Source organism: Caballeronia sp. AZ7_KS35 (assembly GCF_023631045.1).
GTDB classification, from domain to species: Bacteria; Pseudomonadota; Gammaproteobacteria; order Burkholderiales; family Burkholderiaceae; genus Caballeronia; species Caballeronia zhejiangensis.
Genome location: NZ_JALQDV010000004.1, coordinates 81,963 through 102,910, shown reverse-complemented (window position 1 = coordinate 102,910; position 20,948 = coordinate 81,963). Strand labels below are relative to the sequence as shown.

The following is a 20,948-nucleotide window of genomic DNA, read 5'->3' as shown; positions in this document are numbered from 1 at the left end:
GCGAGCACAATAAACATCCAAAGCCGATCAAGTGGAAGTATGACGATCCTTCACGTCGAATCCGCCAGGTGCCAAATCAATGACGCAGTCGACTAGCGACCTCATCGTCCGTTCTTGCAGCCAAGATCGTCAGTTCGCTAGTAGTGAAAGCGCGTTCGAGATCAGCTCGCATATTAGAGCCGCCGAACCGTTGGTAGTTTCGTATCAACTGGCGCGCCGTGCCTTGCTTGATGCCGTATGTACTTTGCACGAACGAGTAAAAGAAACGTGTTGCAGCGGCCTTTTTGCGGGCGTTGGAATCATCAGAAAGACAGGCGAGGACCGCCTCCTTCCGGTCGAGCACCTCTCGCCCGATTTCCATCCAGTCCGTTGTGTTGGGCTTCCGATATGTGTCAAGCATCGCGTGATTGTATGGTTATCATCCATCGAAACTTTGTAGCCGCAAACATAATGCGGCTAGACCCGGCCGCCGACTTTCACCCCGCCGATTCAAAGGTCTGCGAGGCGAGCCAGCAGTTCTTCGCGAGTCATAGCGGGGTTGGCCCTTTTCAGTTCGATCGCCGCTTGCACGACCTCATCTCTCTTTGCCGTTAGCGCCGTAAGTTCTCCGATCCGAAACAGCTTCTCGAGCTGTGGCCGGCTCTGATGGATTCCAAACCGTTCGTTCAGCCGCACAAGCTGGCGCGTGACCGTCTTTCCGAGATTCACATGCAAGCTCACGTAATCGTAGAAAAGATTTGCTGCTTTATTACGAGCAGCGGTGTCGCGCGCACCAACCGTTTTCTGGAAGAGCTGTTCCGTTTCAGCGAGGATTCTCGCGTGCTCCATGAATGCAGATGTGGTTGTTTCCATGCTTAGTTCCTTTGGGGCGTTATATCTCATATGACAGTGGCCGCAGCCGGCCTACCGGTGAATATCGGCAGGCCGGTCGGTTTTTTTAGGGTCGTGCATGAAGGAAAGCGTATCGGCACGTTCACAAAGTCAAGCCACGAGCGAGCATGCATTGTCTTTTGGGCGCGCAAAGCGTTGAAGGCTCGCTCGGGCCCGCGTGAAACGCGACGCTCACCCCCATCCGGACGGGCGCCACCATCTGTAAGCGGAGGACGTGGCGTAACGCACCCAGCACCGGCCGGGCAGCCAAGGATGCTGCAATCGCCCTCAGCGGCGCAGTAGGAACGATCGTCGCCCACTTCGACGCGGCGGAAGAGGTCTAGAAGGGTGTGACTATCGGGCGCAGCTTCGTCGAGCTGCATTTGCTTCACGAACCCACGATCGCATAATCCGGATCGGTGGCGCGGCACTTCATGCAGGACATGCTCCGGGAGATTCAGGGGTAACGACGCCGCGCGTGAAGCACGTTCACGATCTGGATACGATCGCGCTTCACGCGATAGACAATGATGTAGTTCGGCATCACGACCATCTCCCGTGTGTTTGGCTTGCGGCCTTCGCGGTAGACGTAGGGGTGATCGGGCAAAGAAGCGGCCGCCGCGATGAGGGCTTCGAATACGAAGTCTGCGGCGGCCGGATTGTCTTCTTCAATGTGGTCGTAGATGCTCTGAAGTCTGCGCCGAGCGCGCGGGCGCCAGTCAACGAGCATTGCGTGCCCGTCGTTTAGCCTCTATGTGCGCGCGCATCTCCGCGACGACCTGATCGTGCGGAATGTCTTCGCCTTCCTCATCGAGCGCGAGTTGGACTTCCTTTCGGAACCACTCGTCGTAGACTTCGGCTTCTTCCTTCGTGTCGTGCCCGCTCACGGCAGGTTCGGTCCAAATATTTCCCATAAGGCACCTCGCTCAGATACCCCTCATGATAGCGCGGGCACCTTGGTACGTCAGCGTGTATTCCGCGCCAGAGAACAGGCGCACCTTGCTCCAATTACTACCGCGTGGTAGCCGCGCACACGCTCGCTGTTGTTGGATCGTGGCGAATTCGGGGAACGACTTTTTCGCGAGTAAGAAACGACGGTGCAGTCCACAATAATAAGGGGCGAACCCTTATTAGCTTCACCGGAAACGCTGCGAAGCGCCGACGGTATGCCTTACTGAGGTAAACCCTACCTTGTCAAGGCTATTTTGAAATGTCGTACCACCGGCTAAATACAGATGTCGTATCTATCTAAGGATTTTGCGCTCACGCAGTGTTGAAGAAAGCGGGTTGAACGGGCAGGGCGCGGGTGCGCAGTCAGGGTGCCTTGCCCGACCGATGAGCCGTTGTTGTCCCGCTTGCGTGTGCTGCGGGGTGCTGTTGGCTCAACTGGCCGATCATCTGTTCGAGATCGTCGCGCGTGAACTCGCGCTGCTTCTTGGTGCCGGGTGCGCGTTCGGGCGAACGCACCTCGATGCCCCGATTCGTGCGCGAGGGCGATCCCGAGGCTCGCCGGTCATCGCGCTGTGCCTGCATCCTCTGCGCAAGCGCCAGCGCGTGACTCAGGCGCTTGTGCTCGACAATCGCGCCTTGATCCACCTCCGTGAGCCGATCATATTCCCGGTAGGGCAACACGCGGCCCGCCGCCCGAAGCTCCACGCGTCCATCGGGGTACTCCCAGACCTCGATATAGCGGTGAATCAGCGCGCGGTTCTCATCGGTGTCGTCGAGCAGATACAGCACGCGATCGTACTGCACCGTGAGCGTCTTGGTGACGCGTCGTTGCTCACGCCACGTCAGCACTTCGTCCAGCTTCTCATCGTCGCGCAACGGTCGGTGTGCATCGAACGCGCGGCGTGCCGGCTTCGCAAAACGCGCGTTGTAATCGGCCATGAAGCGCGGCGCGTAGGCATTCGCTTCAGCGACTGTGCTGATGCCGCGCAAGCGCAACTCCTTGACCAGCCGGTCCTGCAAGGTCAGGTGCGCGCGTTCCACGCGGCCCTTGGCGGGACTCGAGTTGGCGCACAGCGTGTCGATATTGAGCTCAAACATCGCCCGGCCGAAGTGCGTGACGCTGCGCCCGGTCTTGTTAGCCACCACGCTGCGAAACACGCTGGCGCGGTCGCTGTAGAACGCTATCGGCTTGCCATGGCGCTCCAGATACGCCCGCGTGGCCTCAAAGTAGCTGAAGGTCGACTCGGTTTGCGTGAAATGCAGCTGCATCAGCCGGCTGGTGGCATCGTCCACATACACCAGCAGCGTGCACTGCGGGGCGCGTTCCTCGAACCAGCGATGCTCGCAGCCGTCGATCTGGATCAGCTCGCCCAGGCACGAACGCCGCGCGCGCGGCTGATACACCTTGGGCGGACGCTGCCGGCGCGTCACCCACAAGCCGGCCTCGATCATCAGATGTCGCACGGTTTCCTTCGATAGCGTCAATCCGTGACATTCACGCAGCTTCTCACAGGCGAGCGTTGGACCGAAGTCGGCATAGCGCTCGTGGATCAACGCCAACGCGCGGCAGATCGTGTCATCGGGCAACTGGTGATTGCTTGGGCGGTTGCGGCGCTTCGAAATCAGCCCCGCGTCACCCTCGGCTCGATAGCGATTGGCCAGGCGCTCGACCTGCCGCCGACTCATGCCCAGCCGCTCGGCGGCACGCCAGGTCATCAGCCGTCCATCGACGACGGCTTCGACGACCTTCAGCCGATCGACTTCGCGCATGGTCACGGTGATCGTCTCGATCTCGCTCATGGCTGGCCTCCGCAGCGTGCGAAAACCAGATCAGCTTGACCTCGAAACGCCTCAGGTGCGACATCTGTACTTTGCCCAAGTACGACATTACAACTTTGCCGTAACATACTTAAATTCGATAATGTTAATTATGTCAAATAGAGGCACTCAGATTGGAAGTTCGTCTACGGCTCTTGCTCGAGCCAACGATCAAGTAATAAGACGCGGCCAACGCTGCGCAGTGTTGGCGGCGTCAGACCGGTCTGTTCAAGAAAACGGGTTGATCACCGTCAGCTGGTCGAAGATGACTTGACCATCGTGCATGTCTTCGCTGTAAAGGACTTGGCAATCGGCGAGCAACGCGAAAGCAATGATGCAGGAATCGTAAAATCTGAATCCGTAGTGCGCTGCAATCCGACGTGCTTCTTTGTGAACTTCAAGTGTCAGCGGCACGACTTCGCAAAACACTTCAACGTCGTCCAAGATGCGCTCGATCTCAGGCCACGATAGGCCCATCTTCCGGCTCATCACAAGCGTAACCTCGTTCATCACCTGAGTACTGATGACTGGCTTGGAATTTCCGCCAGCCACCAATGCCTCAGCCCTGTCAGCCTTTGCGGCGTCGTCGGAAAACAGATAGACGATTACGTTGCTATCGACGGCAAACGGAGTCGGTGCTGCCACTGTCATTCGGCGTTATCCCGGTCACTGAGTGACTCCCGATCGAACTTGAAGTCCGCGGGCAGACGTCCACGATACTTCCGCAGGCGCTCGATCCGTTCGGCAACGGTGGGCTTTTTGCTGACCGAGAACGCGCCAGAATGGTCAGCGTAAATCTCAATATCGTCGCCCTCCTTCAAGTCAAGCGCGTCGACGACGCTCGCGGGCAGCCGCACGGCAAGGCTATTACCCCATTTTGCGACCTGCATGAATCACCCCACGGATAGACATTATTTGCATTGTATATCCAACCCGGCGTTGTATCAAGTCCAAACCCGTTGGTGACGTCCGGACCGAGGAACACTCACGCTGCGAGATCGGTTTTGAGCACGTCGCTGTGGTTTGCTGGTTCTCCCCCACGCGCGCGTCTTACGATCCGGTCGAACAGTGCCCATCGTCAGCAGATGAGAACCGACCTCCGGGGACACTCGTGGCAGCGATCAAAAGCGCCGGGCGATCGAAGGAACGGTGCGTACTATAGGAGTATTGCTGTGGTGCTGATCGTGGATCCTGCCGGCGACCAATTAGGATGGCGAACGAAACATGGATCATGCTCACTATGTAAAGTGCAGAATGCCGCCAAAACAGGTGAGTTGCGTAGATCCTACTTTCGGTCTCGGCAATAAAAGCGATTGCAGAATGACAAGCTCGCACCGAGGCGTAGCGACAACGCATATGCTGCATCGATCAGTAGACCGTCGAGTATTCCTGTCTCGCGAGCCGCAATCAGCCGTGACGAAGATCCCGACACAGCGAGCGCCGCCAAAAATTCGTCCCGCAGGCCGAATACTGGGATTGCAAGATCGGCAACGTGAGTCTCGCGGATGTCGGCGGTGAAAACCGGTAAAGCGGAAGGCTCTTTGCAAGGTGCCTCGTTGAGTGCCCATATTCGGAACACCTGGCTGACAGCACTGTCATCGAGTGACAAAGCTGTCCCCACCAACCGACTTTCCAACAAACCCTCGGATGGCTCAGCTCTGAACAGACACAACCGACTTGCCTCGTTCAATATAACGTAGGATGCACTCTCTTGCGCGTTCGCGGCGAGGTCATGGAGCAAGGGCTCAACGATTACAGATAATCGAAAGGAGCGCTCGAAGAGCTTGCCAAGGTAAAAAACTCGATGCCCGGGAGAGTAATGGCCGTCGTGTTTTCGCATAACGTAGCCCATGCGCACGAGTGAGTTCAAAAGGCGATACACCGTGGTTTTGTGCATCCCGGTCGATCTAGCGAGCGCGGACAATGACTGCGATTCAGCTCCCGGCTCAAAACAATCCAAAAGCCCGAGCGCCTTTTCAACGGCGGCAACGCCGTCGTTTCCCATTGAAGTCTCCTATACAACATACGCCGACAAGCCGTTTGGTCCTCACACGACGCTATGGTGAGGATCGGAGATGACGCATACTCGGGCACGGTTGGCTCTTGCAGCACTCTCGTCAGTGTCTTCGAAGCTCCTGATGGCCGTTGTGGTCCGCTAACATTCGTTCGCCCGAAGCGATGACGTTGAGACCGAGCAAGCCATAAAGCGTGCATGAGGCCGCGGCGTCTCTTGCATGAGTCGAGCGGAATCCGACGAGTTGGTTGAACACCGTGCTCGGTGAAAGACCAGCGCATCCGCAACAGCAACGCCCTACCAATCATTGCCCGACGCCGGCCTTTTTCTGAGCGTTCTGAAGGTCCTGCGGATAGTTGGGATCGTTACCCTTGCCCGTGGCGTAGCCCGCGTCTTCCAGTTTTTTCAGTTCCGCATTCTTCTTCGCGCGCGCCTGCTTTCTCGCCGCTTTGCGTTCGGCCTTGTCTGACACCGGAGACAATGCACCGGCAGCGCCGTTTGGCGTCTGCGTCGTACTCTGCGCCTGAGCGACGGGTATCTGAGCTAGCGACAACGCGCATGCGGCCAATGCGGTACAAATTCTTACTCTGCGGGACCGCTTCATTGCTTGTCTCCGGATAAGTTCAGTTGTGGACTGCAAGCAGCTTGACCGACTGCGACCATGTGCCGGCCGGGGCGCGAACGCGATTTCAGTTGGCAGCCGATTCTTCCCGGTGCGATGCCGCCGATGTGGGTTTTCGCCCATGCTGTACGCGGCGCATGAACCTCAAGAAATTCCAGCACAGCAGCAACGCGATGATGCCAAGCAAAGCCGCGCTAATGGGACGTTCGACGAACACCATGAAACTACCGTGACTCAGGGTTGTCGCCCGGCGGAAGTTTTCTTCAAGCATCGGCCCAAGAATGAAACCGAGCATGAGCGGCGGCACATCCAGTTGCAGACACTTGCAGGCGTAGCCGAGCAAGCCGAAGCCCGCCATGACGTAGATGTCATCGACATTGCTATGCACGCTGAACGCGCCGATACAACAGAACAGTAGAATGGCGGGGAACAGCACCGCATAGGGAACGCGCAGGACCGACAGCAGTTGCTTCACCAGCGGCACGTTCAAAAACAGCAGGAAGCAGTTGCCGATCCACATGCTGGCCACAAGTCCCCAGAATGTGTGCGGATGCTGAGTCAGCATGACCGGGCCGGGCTGAATGCCCTTCATGATGAAGGCGGACATCATCAGCGCCATGGTCGGATTCTCTGGAATGCCTACGCTCAACAGCGGAATGAAGCTCGTGCGCGATGCAGCCTCGTTCGCTGCGGCCTGACCGGCCACGCCTTCGATGGCGCCATCGCCGATTTCACGCCGATACTTGCTTACCTTTTTCTCGACCGCATAAGCGCCGAACTGGGAGATGGCCGGCCCGCCGCCTGGCAGCAGTCCCAGCGCCGAGCCAATGGCGCTGCCGCGCAGCGAACTCGGCAAGATGCGCTTCATGTCCTGCTTGTTGACGCGCATGTCGATCTTGCCGGAGAACGGCGTGAAGGTATTGTCGCGATCGAGGTTGCGGGTAATCTCCGAAATGCCGAAGCAGCCCAGCGCGAGACTCACCAGCGTCACGCCATCGACCAGCGACAAGTGGCCGAACGTGAAGCGCGTGACGCCCGTGGCGAAGTCCGTGCCGATGCTCCCCAACAGCGCGCCAACCAGCGCCATCGCAAAGCCTGCGACAATGCCGCCACTCGACGATACATAGCTGACGCTGGCAAAGCCGAGCAGGATCAACGCGCAGTAATCCGCCGGCGAAAACATAAACGCGATCTGTGCGAGCCACGGTGCAAGCGTTGCGATCACGATCGTCGCTATCGTTCCGCCGATGAAGCTCGATACGCCCGCCGTCAACAGCGCGAGGCCGGCCTTCCCCTTGAGGGTCATCGCATAACCGTCAATGCAGGCGACGATGCTAGACGCATGCGGAATCTTCATCGTGATCGCGCTCACGTTCTCGCCGTACTGCGCGCCGTAATAAATACCCGCCAGCATGATGATGCCCGCGTCGGCCGGCAACGAATACGTGAGCGGCAGCAGGAGACTGATGGTGGCGAGCGGGCCTAGTCCCGGCAAAAGGCCAATCAGCGTGCCGATCGTGCAGCCGATCGCGCAATATGACAGGTTCGTCCAAGTCACCGCATGGCCGAAGCCGAACAGGACGTTATGAAGGATGTGCATTAATAGAGCCTCAGACTCACGCCCAGCACGGCGGTGAAAAGATAGGTGATCGCCATGAGCCCCAGCGTGATTTTTACGTTGCGTTTCCAGTCGAATTTCTCATTGGCCAGCGCCGAAAAAAATACGAGAAAGGCGACGCCGGGCAATGCGCCCGCCCATTTCGTCAACAACGCAAAGCCGATCAGACTGCCGAGCACGATGCCGATGCTTTTTAGCCGGACGTCGGCCCTCTTGCGTTCCTGAATGAACGAACCGGCGATCATGCCGATGCCGATCACGCCGACGATGGCGCTTACGACGGCCGGGAAAAGCCCCGGGCCCGCCTGAGCCAGATTTCCAATTCGATAACCGCACGCCTGGATGCCGAAGTACAGCGCGACGCTTAGGAACGCGAAGCCCCGCAATAGATTTCGATTCATGACCGCAGAAGTAGAAGGTTGGGCTAGCGCCCGATGGCACCTGACACCGTTTCGGCCGGGAGATGCTGGATCGGGATCCGACGGCGGGTACTGGCTTGCAGGGCACGCGAGTTATTGCCCGATCAAGGCGCTTGAAAACGGCACCTCGGTGTCAGCGCTGCGCATGCGTGGCGACGGCAGCGCGAGTCCCCACTGATCGCGACGGCCACGGCGGAATTTCCAGTCTTCCGGACCGCCTACTTTATAGGTCTCGTCGACCTGTTCGACCTCGGCCGTATATTCGATCGTGAATCCGCCCGGTCCGATGAAGTAGCAGAACACGTTGTCACAGGGTCCATGACGGCCCACGCCCCAGCCGATTTCCTCGCCATGTTCGACCATGTTGGCGGTGGCGGACATGACTGAGTTCAGATCGCGCATCTCGAACGCGAGATGATTGAACGAACTGACCTCGGATGTGTAGAGCGCGAGACTGTGATGATCGTCGTTGCAGTTAAGGAACGTGATGGTGCGCGTCTTGTCGATGACCCGAAAGCCAAGTTGCTCGACGAAGAACCTGGCTTCCCGGTCGGGACTGTTCAACACGATATGCGAGAGCTTGCGTGGCAGATCCGCCTGATCGGCGGTATCGGCGTGGCGCGCCGCATCGGCGATGACGCGAAATACCCTGCCCTCCACCGGGTCGCGGAACGAAAAGCCGTAACCGCCGCCGGGATCGGCGATCGTGCCGGGCTCCATGACAACATCGAGACCCGCCCGCACGAGCTGCGCATGCAGGGTGTCGGCGTGTCGCCGCGACTCGATCGATAGGTCGATTCGCAGCATGCGCGGTTCGGGATGCCGGTGCAGGGCCAGAATGTAGAAGTCCGGGCCGGTGCCGCGCAGATACACACGGTCGGCCGTCGTGCTTACGGCTTTGAGGCCCCAGATGTCCTCGTAGAAACGCGCCGCCGCTTCCAGATCGGGAACGCCGAAATCAACGCTCCGCAAACCATTGATGCCAGTTCTTGTCTTCATGTCTTGTGTCTCCGTGAATGTTCGTTGCCGCAGCCATCATTCGGGCTGTAGGCCTATCTGGCTCACCAGCTTGCGGGTGCGCGCGGAGCTTGCCTCGATCATCGCGGCGATCTGGCTCGGCGAACCGCCCAGCGGCGTGGCCACGTTCTTGTCCATCCAGTCGACCATCTGCGGCGAATGCAGCGCCTTGTTCAGTTCCGCATTGAGGCGCCCGACGATGGGCGCGGGCAGCTTCGCCGGACCCATCATCGCGAACCACGAATCGACTTTATGGTAGCCGGGCAAAACCTCCGCGACCGTGGGAACATCCGGCAGTCCCTTGTAGCGCCGGTCGTCGAGCGTGGCGAGAATGCGCACGCGGCCAGTCGATACCATCGCCGACAAACCGCCGAACGAATTGAACGACATGTCCACGTTGCCCGCCGCCACGTCCTGCAACGCGGCCAACGGCCCTTTGTAGGCGACGTGAAGCAAGTTTACGCCCGCCGCCGACGCAAAGTCCTCGCCGTTCAGATGAAAGATCGAACCGTAACCCGCCGCGCCATAGCTGACGTCGCCCGGCCGTTGTCTGGCTAGATCGATCAGTTCCGGCAACGAGTGCACCGGCAAGCCGGCGCGCACCACCAGCACTTCCACCGGCGCGAAAGTCGCCGCTATTGGCGTGAGGTCGCGTTGCGAGTCGAACGGCACCTTCTTCATCACATACTTCAGATTGACGAGCGTCGTGCTGCTGGTGAACAGGAGTGTGTAGCCGTCGGGTTTCGCTCGGACCACTTCCTCGGTGGCGATCACACCGCTGGCGCCCGGCCGGTTCTCGATCACGATGGGCACCTTCATCGACACGCTCATCAGCCGCGTGAGGGCGCGCGCGAACAGGTCCGGTGACGTCCCCGCCGCGCCGAAGACGACGGCGGTGATGGGTCGGTCCGGATAGGCCTGCGCGCGAACCGCCGCCGATGCAAGCAGGAGCGGCGCGGCGAACATCAGACAGCCGAGCCTCGATACCAGGTCTTGCTTGGGCATCTCACCTTGTCTCCTTGGTTTTTCGACTTATTGATGTACTCAAACGGCTTTTTGCGCAGCGATGGCCTGCCGGTCCCGCTCCGACTGAATCGGCCGGAGCGCCGGAAACTCGCCCAGATCCTCGCCGAGGCCGAGCGCGGCGACACGCTCGTACACGAGCGCCGCCAGGGCGATGTCCTGCTCGGCCGTGCCGACAGATTTATAGAGCACCGTTTCATCCGGTGAACGACGCCCGAGCGATGGCTCGCGTAATACCTGCCACAACGCGATCATGCGTCCGTCGTGCGCGAGTCCCGCGTGTTCGGCCGCTCGCCCGTCGCCGGATTCGAGTACGTGCTCGATATCGTCGGCCACCACGCGGCTCGTCTGCCACACAGACAGATCCACCTCGCGATGCTGGGGACGCACTGAACTGATACCGCACACCAGCGCGCCCGATTTCAGGTCGTCGGCGAAGACGACCGGCTTGTCCTTCGCACGAAAGCCGCTCAGCACGATATTGGCGGCGCCGATCGCGGCGCGCGAGTCGGCCACCGGCTGCACATCCACGCCTTTCAGCCGGCTTGCCGCGTCCGCCGCGAAGCGTTCGCGATTGACCGCCGTCGGACTACAGATAAACACGCGTTTCACATCAAGCACGCTGCTCGCGGCGTCGAGCAGCGCGCGCGCCTGCACGCCCGAACCGACCACGGCCACTGTCTCGGCGACCGGCGGCTTTAGATGACGCACCGCGATTGCCGCAGCCGCGGCGGTACGGTAGGCGGTGATCCAGTTTGCGTCCATCATCGCGACGGTCGCGCCGTCGGAGATGCGAATCAGCTGGATCATGTAACGTACCCCATGTTGCGGATGCAGATTCATCACCTTCAACCCGCCGTAGCCGATGCCGTAACAGATCGCGGGCATCATGCGCAGAAATCCGCCAATCCGGTCGTCGATCGTCAGTCTCGACGGCAATTCCAGCGCACCTTCGCCCGGTCGTGCCAACAGAAGCTCCAGGTCGTCAATGATGCTGACGCCTTCCATCGCCGCGTGAATCACGGCCTCTCTGATAAGCAGCATGGTCTGTCTCACATCGGGTGACGGCCGTTATAGAAATCGACCATGTCGCCCGGCACTTTCTCGATGATCTTCGTGCGGATCAGCACATCGGCGAGGCGCTTGGTGGCGCCGTCCGTGAGACGCATGGTCGGCAGGCGCAGTCGGCCGCCGTTGAAGCCGTTGAGCCATTCCATGTATTTCCAGCTCTGGCGATGGATGAAATGCGCGCCTGCCATGTAAGTGCCGGTTTCGGCCGTGCGTGCCTGACGCGCCGGATGAATGCGCCAGAAAATCTCCATCGCCTCGTCCCACTTGCCTTCGTGCATGAGCTTGAAGTACTTCGGCACATTGTCGCCGTAGAATTGGAAGCACGACGTACCCATCCACTGCATGCCGAACCACTGGACGTGCCCCGGCGCATTGCCGTCGCGCGGATCGGAGACCAGCAGCTTGTCTCCGCAAGTGCGCAAGGTTTCGATATGCGGCGCATTGGTGTTGCCGCCGCCTTCGCACTTGAGCGCGACGGCAAGCGGATGGTCCGCCAGACGCGCGACGAGTTTCGGCGACAGCTCGGCCGGGTGAATTCGCTGGAAGTTCCACAAGTGCACCGCGAACAGAACGGTCGCGATGCCTACTTCGTCCATCACCTTGGTCGTGTATTCATAGAGGTCTTCGTCCGACTTCGGATACCAGGTCGGCGGATACGACAGCAGCATCGTATCGGCGCCGGCAGAGGCGCAAGCCTTGCCGACGCGAATCGTTTCCTCGGTCGTATCGAAGCTCGCATGGAACATGATGTGGAAGTCCGCACCGGCTTCGTCCACGGCGATCTCGACGAAGCGGATGTATTCCTCCGACGTGGTGCCGCATTCGGAGACGGCGAGCGCGCCCCAGAAGCCGAGCTTCTTGCACATGCGCACGTCGTGACGAATCGCCGGCTCGTTCAGGCGTTTAAGATCGTTCGAAAACGACGGCTGAAGAATATTGGCAACGCCACGCATGTTCTCGCGGGCCCAAGCCTTGGCATCTTCTTTACGGTAAGTAGGCATTGATAACGTCTCAGTGATTGAAAACTATCTGCACGATTAGGCATTGCGTGCTTGCGATTGAAAGAAACGACGTAAGCCCATGCGGTTCGCGCTCATACCGCACTCAGGCCGTTCCAGCACAGGTATTTGATTTCCACGTATTCGTCGATACCGTGACGCGAACCTTCGCGCCCCAGCCCGCTTTGTTTGATGCCACCGAAAGGCGCGGCCTCATTGGAGATCAGGCCGGTGTTGATCCCCACCATGCCCGATTCGATCGATTCGGCTGCGCGCCAGATGCGCGCGGCATCGCGGCTGAAGATGTAAGCAGCGAGGCCGAAGATGGTTTCGTTGGCCATCGCGATGGCATCTTCGTCGGTCTCGAAGCGCACAAGCGGCATGATGGGACCGAAGGTTTCTTCCCGCGCGATGGTCATCTCGCGGGTCACGCCGCTCACTACTGTCGGCTCGAAGAAGGTGCCTCCAAGCGGGTGGCGCTGACCGCCGCAGAGAATCGTCGCGCCGCCGGCCACCGCATTGCTCAGGTGCGCTTCGAGTTTTTCGACGGCAGCCGCATCGATCAGCGGACCCAGACTCACGCCTTCTTCGAGGCCGTTACCCACTTTGAGTTCGCGCGTGCACTCGGCAAGTCGCTCGGCGAGCGCGTCATGAATACCGGACTGTACGAAAACGCGATTCGCCGCGATGCACGACTGGCCCGTATTGCGGTACTTCGCGTTCATCACGCCTTCCACCGCGACGTCGAGATCGGCGTCGTCGAAGATGATGAGCGGTGCGTTGCCGCCCAGTTCCATCGAGCACTTCTTGATGGTCGCGGCCGACTGTTGCAGCAAGATGCGCCCGACCTCGGTCGAACCCGTGAAGGTGATCTTGCGCACCCGTTCGTGAGCGGTCAGCGTGTTGCCAATGGCGCGCGTGTCATTGCCGGTGACGACGTTCAGCACGCCCGCAGGCACGCCCGCGCGCAGTGCGAGTTCACCCAACGCGAGCGCGGTCATCGGCGTCTGGCTGGCTGGCTTGACGACCATCGTGCAGCCTGCGGCTAGCGCCGGTGCGGCCTTGCGCGTGATCATCGCCGCCGGAAAGTTCCACGGCGTAATAGCCGCGCATACGCCAACCGGCTGCTTCAGCGCGAGGATGCGCTGGCCCTCCTTGGTCGCAGGAATCACTTCTCCGTAGACGCGCTTGCCTTCCTCGGAGAACCATTGCACGAAAGACGCGGCATAGTCGATCTCCCCGCGCGATTCCGCAATCGGCTTGCCTTCTTCGAGCGTGATGAGCGTCGCGAGATCGTCTTTATGCTCGGTGATCAGTTCATACCAGCGGCGCACGATCTCGCTGCGTTCCTTGGCGGTCTTCTTGCGCCACTGCATGCCTGCACGGTCCGCGGCTTCGATGGCCTGAATGGTCTCGGGTTCCTTGCATCGCGGCAATTGCACCAGCACGTCGCCATTGGCGGGGTTGCGCAATTCGTAGCTACCGTGCGCGGTTTCACTTAACCAGCGGCCGTCGATCAGTGCGGCTTCGCGCCACAGATTGCCATCTTTGAGCAGTTGCTTCATGTGTCTCTCGTCCTGTTCGAATCGGATCGAAGTATGGCAAGCCCGCTTAGCCGATGCCAATTGAGTAAATCCGCGCAAGCGGTTAGCAGTTTCGTTAATCGAAGTGGGTGTTTGTGCGCTGCACAAAACGACGTTTAAGGACGCACGCTCGGCAACACGTCCGCGAAGGCGCGCGAACCATCCGCGCGGCGCGCTACGGATTTCGTCGATCGACATGTTCAAAGACGTTAATCGGAACGCGTTTGGTTGCAGCGCAACAAACGAGTAACGGACCACGTCCTAGGTATTAACACCGAGTGGCCAGTAACGGGCATCTCCTGGTGGGTAGGCTTCGAGCTCTCGTCGCGCGGTACTGCGCGAGCGCAGTAGAGCACTTGCATGAAGACATGCAAGCGCATGAAGCACGGCTGACAAGGAACGCGAATGCACGCCCGGCACGCTGGTCTTTCAGCGAGCGTGTCGGGCGCGACAGAAGAGATAAAGATGAGTCGGAATCGACCGAACGGTCGAACGACACGGCAGAGACGAGCCCGCTTCAGGTGCGGTCCTGGCTGCGCTTAGAGCGAGCGTTACGGATTAGGCCGGATCGATCAGGCTACGAGCGAAGCGGTGGTGTCGTCGAAGAGTTCATCGACGGACAGTCGCCGCGGAATAATCTTTTGCTCCCAGGCCCAGTCGATGGCCAGCGCAAGACCCTTGCGATTGGTTTCGAGGCCGATTGGCGGCAGCGTCGCCAATGCTTCGGCCGGTGCCTGAGCACGGCTCTCCACGAGCATCCGGAAGATTTCGCGGACCACATCCGGCCGTTCGCGTGAAAGCGATTCGTGCACGACAAACACATGATTGATCGGAATGAGCGCCTCGCGCGTCGACCATTGTGCGGCAGCGGCGAGCGAATCGGGAATCAGCGTCGCGATACGCGGATCGGAAGGCATCTCCATGCCCATGATCGCGGCGGCGAGTTCGCCATCGAGCATCAGTTTCGCAAGCGAACTGCCCGCCGGCAGCCGTTCGCAATTCGACGGATCGTCGTATTCGGCGAGATGCCCGTCGCCAATCGTCATCCATTGGACCTTGTCGATGTCCACGCCGTATTCGTGTTGAAGAATGCCGCGTACCCACAAGCCGGTCGTCTGTGCGTAGGTCCGCACACCGACCTTGCGGCCTTCTATGTCCTTCGGGTCGAGATGCCCCAGCTCGCGGTTGAAACCGATGCAGTGATGCTGCAGTCGCCCAAGCACCGGCACAGGCAGCATCACGTAAGGCTTGCCGTAGATACGCGCTTGCAGATACGTGACGATCGCAAGCTCGCCGGCATCGAAGGCATCGTCGCGAATCATCGGCTTGAAGCCGTCGTGCGCGGACTTGGGCGCGGCGCTCACGTCGAGATTCACGAGCGGCGAGCTTACGCGCCCTTCCCTTATCGCGCGCGTGTTCGGATAATCGGCAATATTCGTCCGCAGCATCAGGCGTTGTGTGGATTGGGTCAGCATGATCGGGGCGGCCTCTCAGTTAGCGGGATTGATGAACAGCTCCTCCGCGCCGAATCGGCGAGGCAGCAGATGTTGTTCGAAGCAGTAACGGATCAGCGTGTCGATGGAGACGCGGTTCGCCGCGATGCCATAGGGCAACGGGTCCGCGCCGACCATGTGCTGCATCGTCCGATAGTGCGTGTCGGTATCAGAGGCGGAAGTGCGGGCGGCAAGCTGCGCGAGATACAGGTTCTTCGCTTCGACGCACGCATCGAACAACGCGCGCGCGACATGCGGATGCTCGGCGAGCACCGAATCCTTGATGACGAGAAGGCCGTGAATCGGATAAATGCCCGTTGCCCGATACCACTGCGTTTCGCGCTCTTGCGCGTCGGGGAACAACTCGTCGTACTGGTTCCCGCCGCCGGCATCGCTCGCCTGCCAGTTTTCTTTCGGTGCGCCCGCTCGGCCGATGCCCGCATTGCCCGTGAAAGCCGCCGACAAATAGCCGTCCGCCATCAGATCGACCAATGAGCGACCGGCAGGCGACTTCTGCACGTTGGGCGGCAGCCGCAAGGAGGCGACATGCTCTTCGTCATCGACTACCCAGGTGATGTCGTCGTTGTTCACCCCGTATGCATCCGCGAAAATGCCGCGCGTCCAGATGCCGGTCGTGACGGAATAGCCACGTACGCCCACACGCCTGTTTTGGAGGTCCGATGGCGTACGCACACCTGCGTCCTTTCGCACCACTAGTCCAGCGTGATGAAAGCGCCGAAAGATGAAGACAGGTAGCGCCTTGAACGGCGCACCGGCGGCACGCGCGATCATGTAAGTGGCGGGCGCCATTTCACAGACGTCGAACTCGACATCGCGCACCATGCGGCGAAACGCCGAGATGATCGGCTTGATCTCGACGAACTCGGGTTTCACGCCTTCGATGGGAACGATTCCCTGCTTGAGCGCCGCCGTGTGTCCATATGTGGCGATGGCGATCTTCAAGGGTACGGAAGGGGCGGCATCAAAGCTCATCGCTGCTCTCCACGTAGACGAGTCCCGCTGCGGCGAGCGCAGGCCGCAGGTTGCTCGAATCCAGCGAGATTTCTCCGGCCGCATATCGGGCTCGCGCTTTCTCTTCCTTTGCCGAGCGCTCGCGCGCGAGTGCGAGAACGCTGCCAGCGTCTTTGCGAGGAACGACCACGATGCCGTCGTCATCCGCCACGACGACATCGCCGGGGTTCACGAGAACGCCCGCGCACACCACCGGCATATTCACCTGGCCGAGCGTCGCCTTGACGGTTCCACGCGCCGAGATCGCTCGTGACCAAACCGGGAAGTTCATTTGGGTGAGCGTGCGTACATCGCGGCAGCCCGCATCGATCACAACGCCTTGAACGCCACGCGCCTTCAGCGCGGTCGCGATCAGGTCGCCGATCATGCCGTCTGTGTTCTCTGTCATGACGCCGACGACGAGCACGTCGCCCGGCCGGCATTGTTCTATGGCGACATGCAGCATCCAGTTGTCGCCCGGCGCGGCCAGGACCGTGACCGCGGGGCCGGCAATCATCGAACCTGGAAAGACGGGTCGCATGTGCGGTTGCATCAGCTTGTCCCGACCCATGGCTTCATGCACGGTGGCCACGCCCTGTTCGGCGAGTGCGGCGCAGGTATCGAGCGGTGCGCGGGAGATGTTCTTTACGACGATATTTTTCATGTGCGATTTGGTGAGTACCGACTAGTCCTTTCTCGATGGAGTGAATCTGTTGGCATGCGTGATCGAAGTGTTGATCGCAGGGTGCGCTACTGGCTCAATTTCCGCGCAAGACGCGGGTAGACCCGCAATGCGTTGCCGCTATAAATTGCGGTGGCGGCATCGGCGCGGAGGGCCGCCGAGTCGATATAGCGGCGAGTATCGTCGAAGAAATGCCCCGTCTCCCGGTCGATGCCGCGCACCGCGCCCACCGTCTCCGACGCAAACAGCACGTTTTCGGCGGGTATCACTTTCAGCAGCAGATCGATGCCGGGCTGGTGGTAGACGCAGGTATCGAAGAACACGTTGTGCAGTAGCAATTCGCGAAGCGGAGGCAAGCCCATGTCCTGCGCAATACCGCGATAACGGCCCCAGTGATAGGGCACCGCGCCGCCACCGTGCGGGATGATGAAGCGCAGCGTCGGGAAGTCTTTGAACAGCGGCGAGGTCAGGCACTGCATGAAAGCAGTGGTGTCGCCGTTGATGTAATGCGCCCCGGTCGCATGAAAGTGCGGATTGCACGAGCCGCTGACATGAATCATGGCGGGCACGTCGAGCTCGACGAGCTTCTCGTACAGCGGATACCACCATGTGTCGTAAAGCGGCGGGTCTGTCCAGTACCCGCCCGATGGATCGGGGTTCAGATTGCAGCCGACGAAACCCAGCTCGTTGACGCAGCGTTCCAGTTCCGGAATGCAGTTCTTCGGCGCAACGCCGGGACTTTGCGGCAATTGGCAGACGGCCGCGAAGTTCGCCGGATACAGCGTGCAGATGCGATGAATCAGATCATTGCAAACGCTCGCCCACTCGCCGCTCGTCTGCGCGTTGCCGAGATGATGCCCCATGCCGATTGCACGCGGCGAAAAGATGGTCAGGTCGGTGCCACGCTCCTGTTGAACACGTAATTGAGCGCCTTCGAGGCTGTCACGCAACTCGTCGTCCGACACGATGGGCCGCGGCAGTTGCACGAGCTTGCCGTCGTCGGAGCAACACGCGCATGAAAGCTGATCCTTGCGATAGGCGTCGAGTTGTTTTGGAGCGGTCGTGTAGTGACCGTGACAATCGATGATCATGAGAGCGCCGGAGATGAATGGATTGGTTCGAGAGAATGGTCCAACGTGAAGTGCCTGTCGATTGATTAAAAGCAGTCCTACGCTTGAGTGATTGGTTAACTCGGACTCACAATCAAGGCTCAGAAATAGTGTTTGATGCCCACCTGAACGATCGCTTGCGAGTTCGTCGTCGACGGACCGCCCGACTGATTCAGCTCGGCCGTCTGACCCGCGCCGCGTGCACGTTCCCAATCGGCGGCGAGATAGACATCGGTTACTTTCGAGAAAAAATAGTCGAACGTGCCGACTATCTGATTCCAGCGCGACTGACCTAACCGCGACGCGCTTGCGCCGCCCTCAAACAGGAATGCCCGCGAAAAATGATAGGTCCCGCCGAGCGTGAGCGTTTGCAGCGAACCCGACTCCCGGCCGCTGTCCATGTGCACGTCTGTATAAGTCGCGACAGCGGTCGCCGCACCAATCACGTAGCTGATACCCAGCGCCGCAACGCTCAGGCTCCTCAACTGCACGGGTGTCGATGCACCGAATGCGAGTCGATAGCCAAGAAATGATGTCGTGCCAATCGACGAGGCTGGTGTCACGCTCAGTCCGCTGATTTGCGAATAGACGGCGATCGCATCGACCACGGGATTGATATAGCGAACTTCGAAGCTTCGGCCATAGCCATTGCTCGCCGCTCCCGATCCCGTTGCCGTGGAAGGAAAGGCGTACATCGCGCCGAACGTGAGGCCGGGACCGATGCCCGAGCGATATTTGACCGAGTTGCTCAACTGGCCGCCGGCCATTCGGTCGAGCCCGCCGGGCGCCATCGAGTAAGTCGTGAGAAACTGTTCGGCTTCAGGAACGAGATAGAGAAAATCGTTCATGAAATCGCCCTGTCTGCCGAACGTTACCTGACCGTAGCGATTGCTGGCGAGCCCGACTTGCGCCAGTCGACCGAACAGCACGTCGCTGGTCGCCATCGCCCCGGTGTTGATGTTGAACGCGGATTGCAGATTGAAGATGGCATTCCACCCGCCGCCGAGATCTTCCCTCCCCTTCACGCCCCAATAGGTCGGCCAGCGAATGCCATTAGCCGTTTTAACCGCGCTTTCTCCCTTGATGTTGCTCGTGTAGGCGATGCCTTCATCCAGCACGCCGAACAAGGTCGCCGAGCTTTGAGCGCGAGCATTCGATACGCAGCCGGTCACGGCGACGATCAGCGCGATCGATAACGATAGTTTGCGTTTTTTCATTGCCTCGTTTTGGACGGTTCTAATCCACGCGGTCCGTTTTCGACCCTGCACAACGGGGCAGACGGAAGACGGACGCGACCAGAGCCGGCAACGACCGAGCGGCCGCTGCCTTACTTTCAGGACTCGACAATGTCCGCCCGCAGGGAAGGCGAGCGCGGGGACGATATTTCAGTCTCGTGCGTGGCACTGGCCCCCGCCAACGACTCAGTTCTTCGCTACCGAGTTCCTTTCGTCGCCCGTCGAATCAGGCAGCGGCAGACCCAGTTCTTCGCGCAACTGGATCTCTTCGAAGGCGTTGATCACCGTGTTGCGCCACACATCCGCAACAAACGGCGGCGCATGATCCGGCGGCGGCATTTTTTGCAGTAACGCGGTGGCGGTCTGTCCGCTTTCCACCGCACTCCTCACTTCGGCGATGATCTGTTCGCCATCGCTGATCGCCTCGTCGAGACTCGCCTTGCCGTGAATGATCGCCGAGTGCCCCGTCAATGCGACATCGAAATTGAGACTTCGAACACCTTTGAGCGTGGCGGGCGTTTCAAGCGCGGAGCCGTCGCGGCCATCGAGACCGGCATCCAGAAACTTGTAGCCGGTGTCCTGCCCCCAGAGGTCGCCCACCATCGCAACGCGCTCTTTTGGCAAATACACAGCGAGATCACCCGTTGAATGTGCTCGCCCGAAGTAGTGGATCTCGATACGTCGTCCGACTTCGTTGATGACCTTTTCCTGACCCGCCTTCAAATTCAGGCACATGTTAGGCATGGCCCAGCGGAAGTCTCTTGCATCGGCGAGATAGAGCGAGGTTCCTGTGATGCGAAGGTCGAGCGCTGCGGCATCCTTGTCGTTCCCGCCGATGCTGACGCGTTTCGCGCGCAAGTCTTCGAGGCCTTTGGTCAAGGCGGGAATGCGCTCGCGCATGCGCGGCACAGTCTTCTGCGGAATCCCCGTGCACGTATTCTTATGCGCGATGATCTGCACCTTGGGATTGTCGTCGACGAACGCGACGTTCCCGCCAACGTGGTCCTGATGCAAGTGCGTGTTGACCACGTATTTCACCGGCCCGTGACCGACCTCCTTCGCTTTTGCAAGGATTTCGCGTCCGAGAAAGTCTGAGTCCTGGGTATCGACCACCAGTTCGCCGCCTCCCGGAAGCGTCACGATGGCGACGTTGCCACTCTGAAACGAGTTCGGCTTCGAGAGGCCGAACCAGACGCCCGGCGCAACTTCATCCCAGTTGAAATGCTGATAATCGGAATCCGCGGCCATTGCCGTCGAAGTCAACAAACCCGCGCACAACGCCGTGACGAAATTAGACTTAAAGTGATTCATGCTGCTGTCTCCTGTGACGCTTTTCTAGTCTTCGCTGCGAGCCCGCACCGCAACCTCACTCGATTCATCGGCCCGCACAACATTTCGTCGTCGGTTCGAACAG

The 20,948-nt window shown here is 59.8% G+C and carries 22 protein-coding genes; all 22 read right to left on the bottom strand.

The window, feature by feature from the left end; genetic code table 11:
• Positions 1 to 76: 76 nt before the first annotated feature.
• Positions 77 to 400, bottom strand: coding sequence for a hypothetical protein (locus NCT05_RS08835; protein ID WP_250502131.1), 324 nt, complete (start codon positions 398 to 400; stop codon positions 77 to 79).
• Between the two features lie 89 nt (positions 401 to 489).
• Positions 490 to 852 (bottom strand): hypothetical protein, encoded by a 363-nt coding sequence (locus NCT05_RS08830; RefSeq protein WP_250502130.1) that lies wholly within the window; start codon positions 850 to 852, stop codon positions 490 to 492.
• A 475-nt stretch (positions 853 to 1,327) separates the two neighbouring features.
• Positions 1,328 to 1,600, bottom strand: a complete 273-nt coding sequence (locus tag NCT05_RS08825; protein WP_008343444.1) for a type II toxin-antitoxin system RelE/ParE family toxin — start codon at positions 1,598 to 1,600, stop codon at positions 1,328 to 1,330.
• Positions 1,590 to 1,784, bottom strand: a complete 195-nt coding sequence (gene relB / locus NCT05_RS08820; RefSeq protein ID WP_250502129.1) for a type II toxin-antitoxin system RelB family antitoxin — start codon at positions 1,782 to 1,784, stop codon at positions 1,590 to 1,592. Before relB ends, NCT05_RS08825 begins: the two co-directional genes overlap by 11 nt.
• Before the next feature lie 400 nt (positions 1,785 to 2,184).
• A complete protein-coding gene (locus tag NCT05_RS08815; RefSeq protein ID WP_284507500.1) occupies positions 2,185 to 3,621 on the bottom strand; it encodes an ISNCY family transposase in 1,437 nt (478 codons plus the stop codon).
• 246 nt (positions 3,622 to 3,867) lie between these two features.
• Positions 3,868 to 4,290, bottom strand: coding sequence for a PIN domain-containing protein (locus NCT05_RS08810; protein ID WP_250502128.1), 423 nt, complete (start codon positions 4,288 to 4,290; stop codon positions 3,868 to 3,870).
• Entirely contained in the window at positions 4,287 to 4,529 is a 243-nt protein-coding gene (locus NCT05_RS08805; protein WP_250502127.1) for an AbrB/MazE/SpoVT family DNA-binding domain-containing protein, read from the bottom strand. Before NCT05_RS08805 ends, NCT05_RS08810 begins: the two co-directional genes overlap by 4 nt.
• Positions 4,530 to 4,924: 395 nt before the next feature.
• Positions 4,925 to 5,644 (bottom strand): IclR family transcriptional regulator, encoded by a 720-nt coding sequence (locus NCT05_RS08800; protein ID WP_250502126.1) that lies wholly within the window; start codon positions 5,642 to 5,644, stop codon positions 4,925 to 4,927.
• 313 nt (positions 5,645 to 5,957) lie between these two features.
• Positions 5,958 to 6,257, bottom strand: a complete 300-nt coding sequence (locus NCT05_RS08795) for a DUF4148 domain-containing protein (protein WP_250502125.1) — start codon at positions 6,255 to 6,257, stop codon at positions 5,958 to 5,960.
• A gap of 85 nt (positions 6,258 to 6,342) precedes the next feature.
• Positions 6,343 to 7,875 carry a tripartite tricarboxylate transporter permease gene (locus NCT05_RS08790; protein WP_250502124.1) on the bottom strand — a complete coding sequence of 511 codons (1,533 nt, stop codon included), beginning with the start codon at positions 7,873 to 7,875 and terminating at the stop codon, positions 6,343 to 6,345.
• Positions 7,875 to 8,294, bottom strand: a complete 420-nt coding sequence (locus tag NCT05_RS08785; protein WP_250502123.1) for a tripartite tricarboxylate transporter TctB family protein — start codon at positions 8,292 to 8,294, stop codon at positions 7,875 to 7,877. The genes NCT05_RS08790 and NCT05_RS08785 overlap by 1 nt, the downstream gene beginning before the upstream one ends.
• Before the next feature lie 111 nt (positions 8,295 to 8,405).
• Positions 8,406 to 9,311 carry a VOC family protein gene (locus NCT05_RS08780; RefSeq protein ID WP_250502122.1) on the bottom strand — a complete coding sequence of 302 codons (906 nt, stop codon included), beginning with the start codon at positions 9,309 to 9,311 and terminating at the stop codon, positions 8,406 to 8,408.
• Positions 9,312 to 9,347: 36 nt separating this feature from the next.
• Positions 9,348 to 10,334 (bottom strand): Bug family tripartite tricarboxylate transporter substrate binding protein, encoded by a 987-nt coding sequence (locus NCT05_RS08775; protein WP_250502121.1) that lies wholly within the window; start codon positions 10,332 to 10,334, stop codon positions 9,348 to 9,350.
• 39 nt (positions 10,335 to 10,373) lie between these two features.
• Entirely contained in the window at positions 10,374 to 11,375 is a 1,002-nt protein-coding gene (locus tag NCT05_RS08770) for an ornithine cyclodeaminase family protein (protein ID WP_250502120.1), read from the bottom strand.
• A 29-nt stretch (positions 11,376 to 11,404) separates the two neighbouring features.
• Positions 11,405 to 12,424 (bottom strand): dihydrodipicolinate synthase family protein, encoded by a 1,020-nt coding sequence (locus NCT05_RS08765; RefSeq protein WP_250502119.1) that lies wholly within the window; start codon positions 12,422 to 12,424, stop codon positions 11,405 to 11,407.
• Between the two features lie 92 nt (positions 12,425 to 12,516).
• Positions 12,517 to 13,986, bottom strand: a complete 1,470-nt coding sequence (locus NCT05_RS08760) for an NAD-dependent succinate-semialdehyde dehydrogenase (RefSeq protein ID WP_250502118.1) — start codon at positions 13,984 to 13,986, stop codon at positions 12,517 to 12,519.
• 590 nt (positions 13,987 to 14,576) lie between these two features.
• Positions 14,577 to 15,479 (bottom strand): type 2 periplasmic-binding domain-containing protein, encoded by a 903-nt coding sequence (locus NCT05_RS08755; RefSeq protein ID WP_250502117.1) that lies wholly within the window; start codon positions 15,477 to 15,479, stop codon positions 14,577 to 14,579.
• A gap of 15 nt (positions 15,480 to 15,494) precedes the next feature.
• On the bottom strand, positions 15,495 to 16,490 hold the full coding sequence (locus tag NCT05_RS08750) for an ABC transporter substrate-binding protein (protein ID WP_250502116.1): 996 nt from the start codon (positions 16,488 to 16,490) through the stop codon (positions 15,495 to 15,497).
• The gene (locus NCT05_RS08745; protein WP_250502115.1) at positions 16,480 to 17,172 is read right to left on the bottom strand and encodes a 4-carboxy-4-hydroxy-2-oxoadipate aldolase/oxaloacetate decarboxylase; all 693 of its coding nucleotides are present in this window, start codon (positions 17,170 to 17,172) and stop codon (positions 16,480 to 16,482) included. Before NCT05_RS08745 ends, NCT05_RS08750 begins: the two co-directional genes overlap by 11 nt.
• Positions 17,173 to 17,258: 86 nt before the next feature.
• Positions 17,259 to 18,281: an amidohydrolase family protein gene (locus NCT05_RS08740; RefSeq protein ID WP_250502114.1), complete on the bottom strand. Its 1,023-nt coding sequence runs from the start codon at positions 18,279 to 18,281 to the stop codon at positions 17,259 to 17,261.
• A gap of 119 nt (positions 18,282 to 18,400) precedes the next feature.
• Positions 18,401 to 19,516 (bottom strand): porin, encoded by a 1,116-nt coding sequence (locus NCT05_RS08735; protein ID WP_250502113.1) that lies wholly within the window; start codon positions 19,514 to 19,516, stop codon positions 18,401 to 18,403.
• 204 nt (positions 19,517 to 19,720) lie between these two features.
• Positions 19,721 to 20,845: an MBL fold metallo-hydrolase gene (locus NCT05_RS08730; protein WP_250502112.1), complete on the bottom strand. Its 1,125-nt coding sequence runs from the start codon at positions 20,843 to 20,845 to the stop codon at positions 19,721 to 19,723.
• Positions 20,846 to 20,948 lie beyond the last annotated feature (103 nt).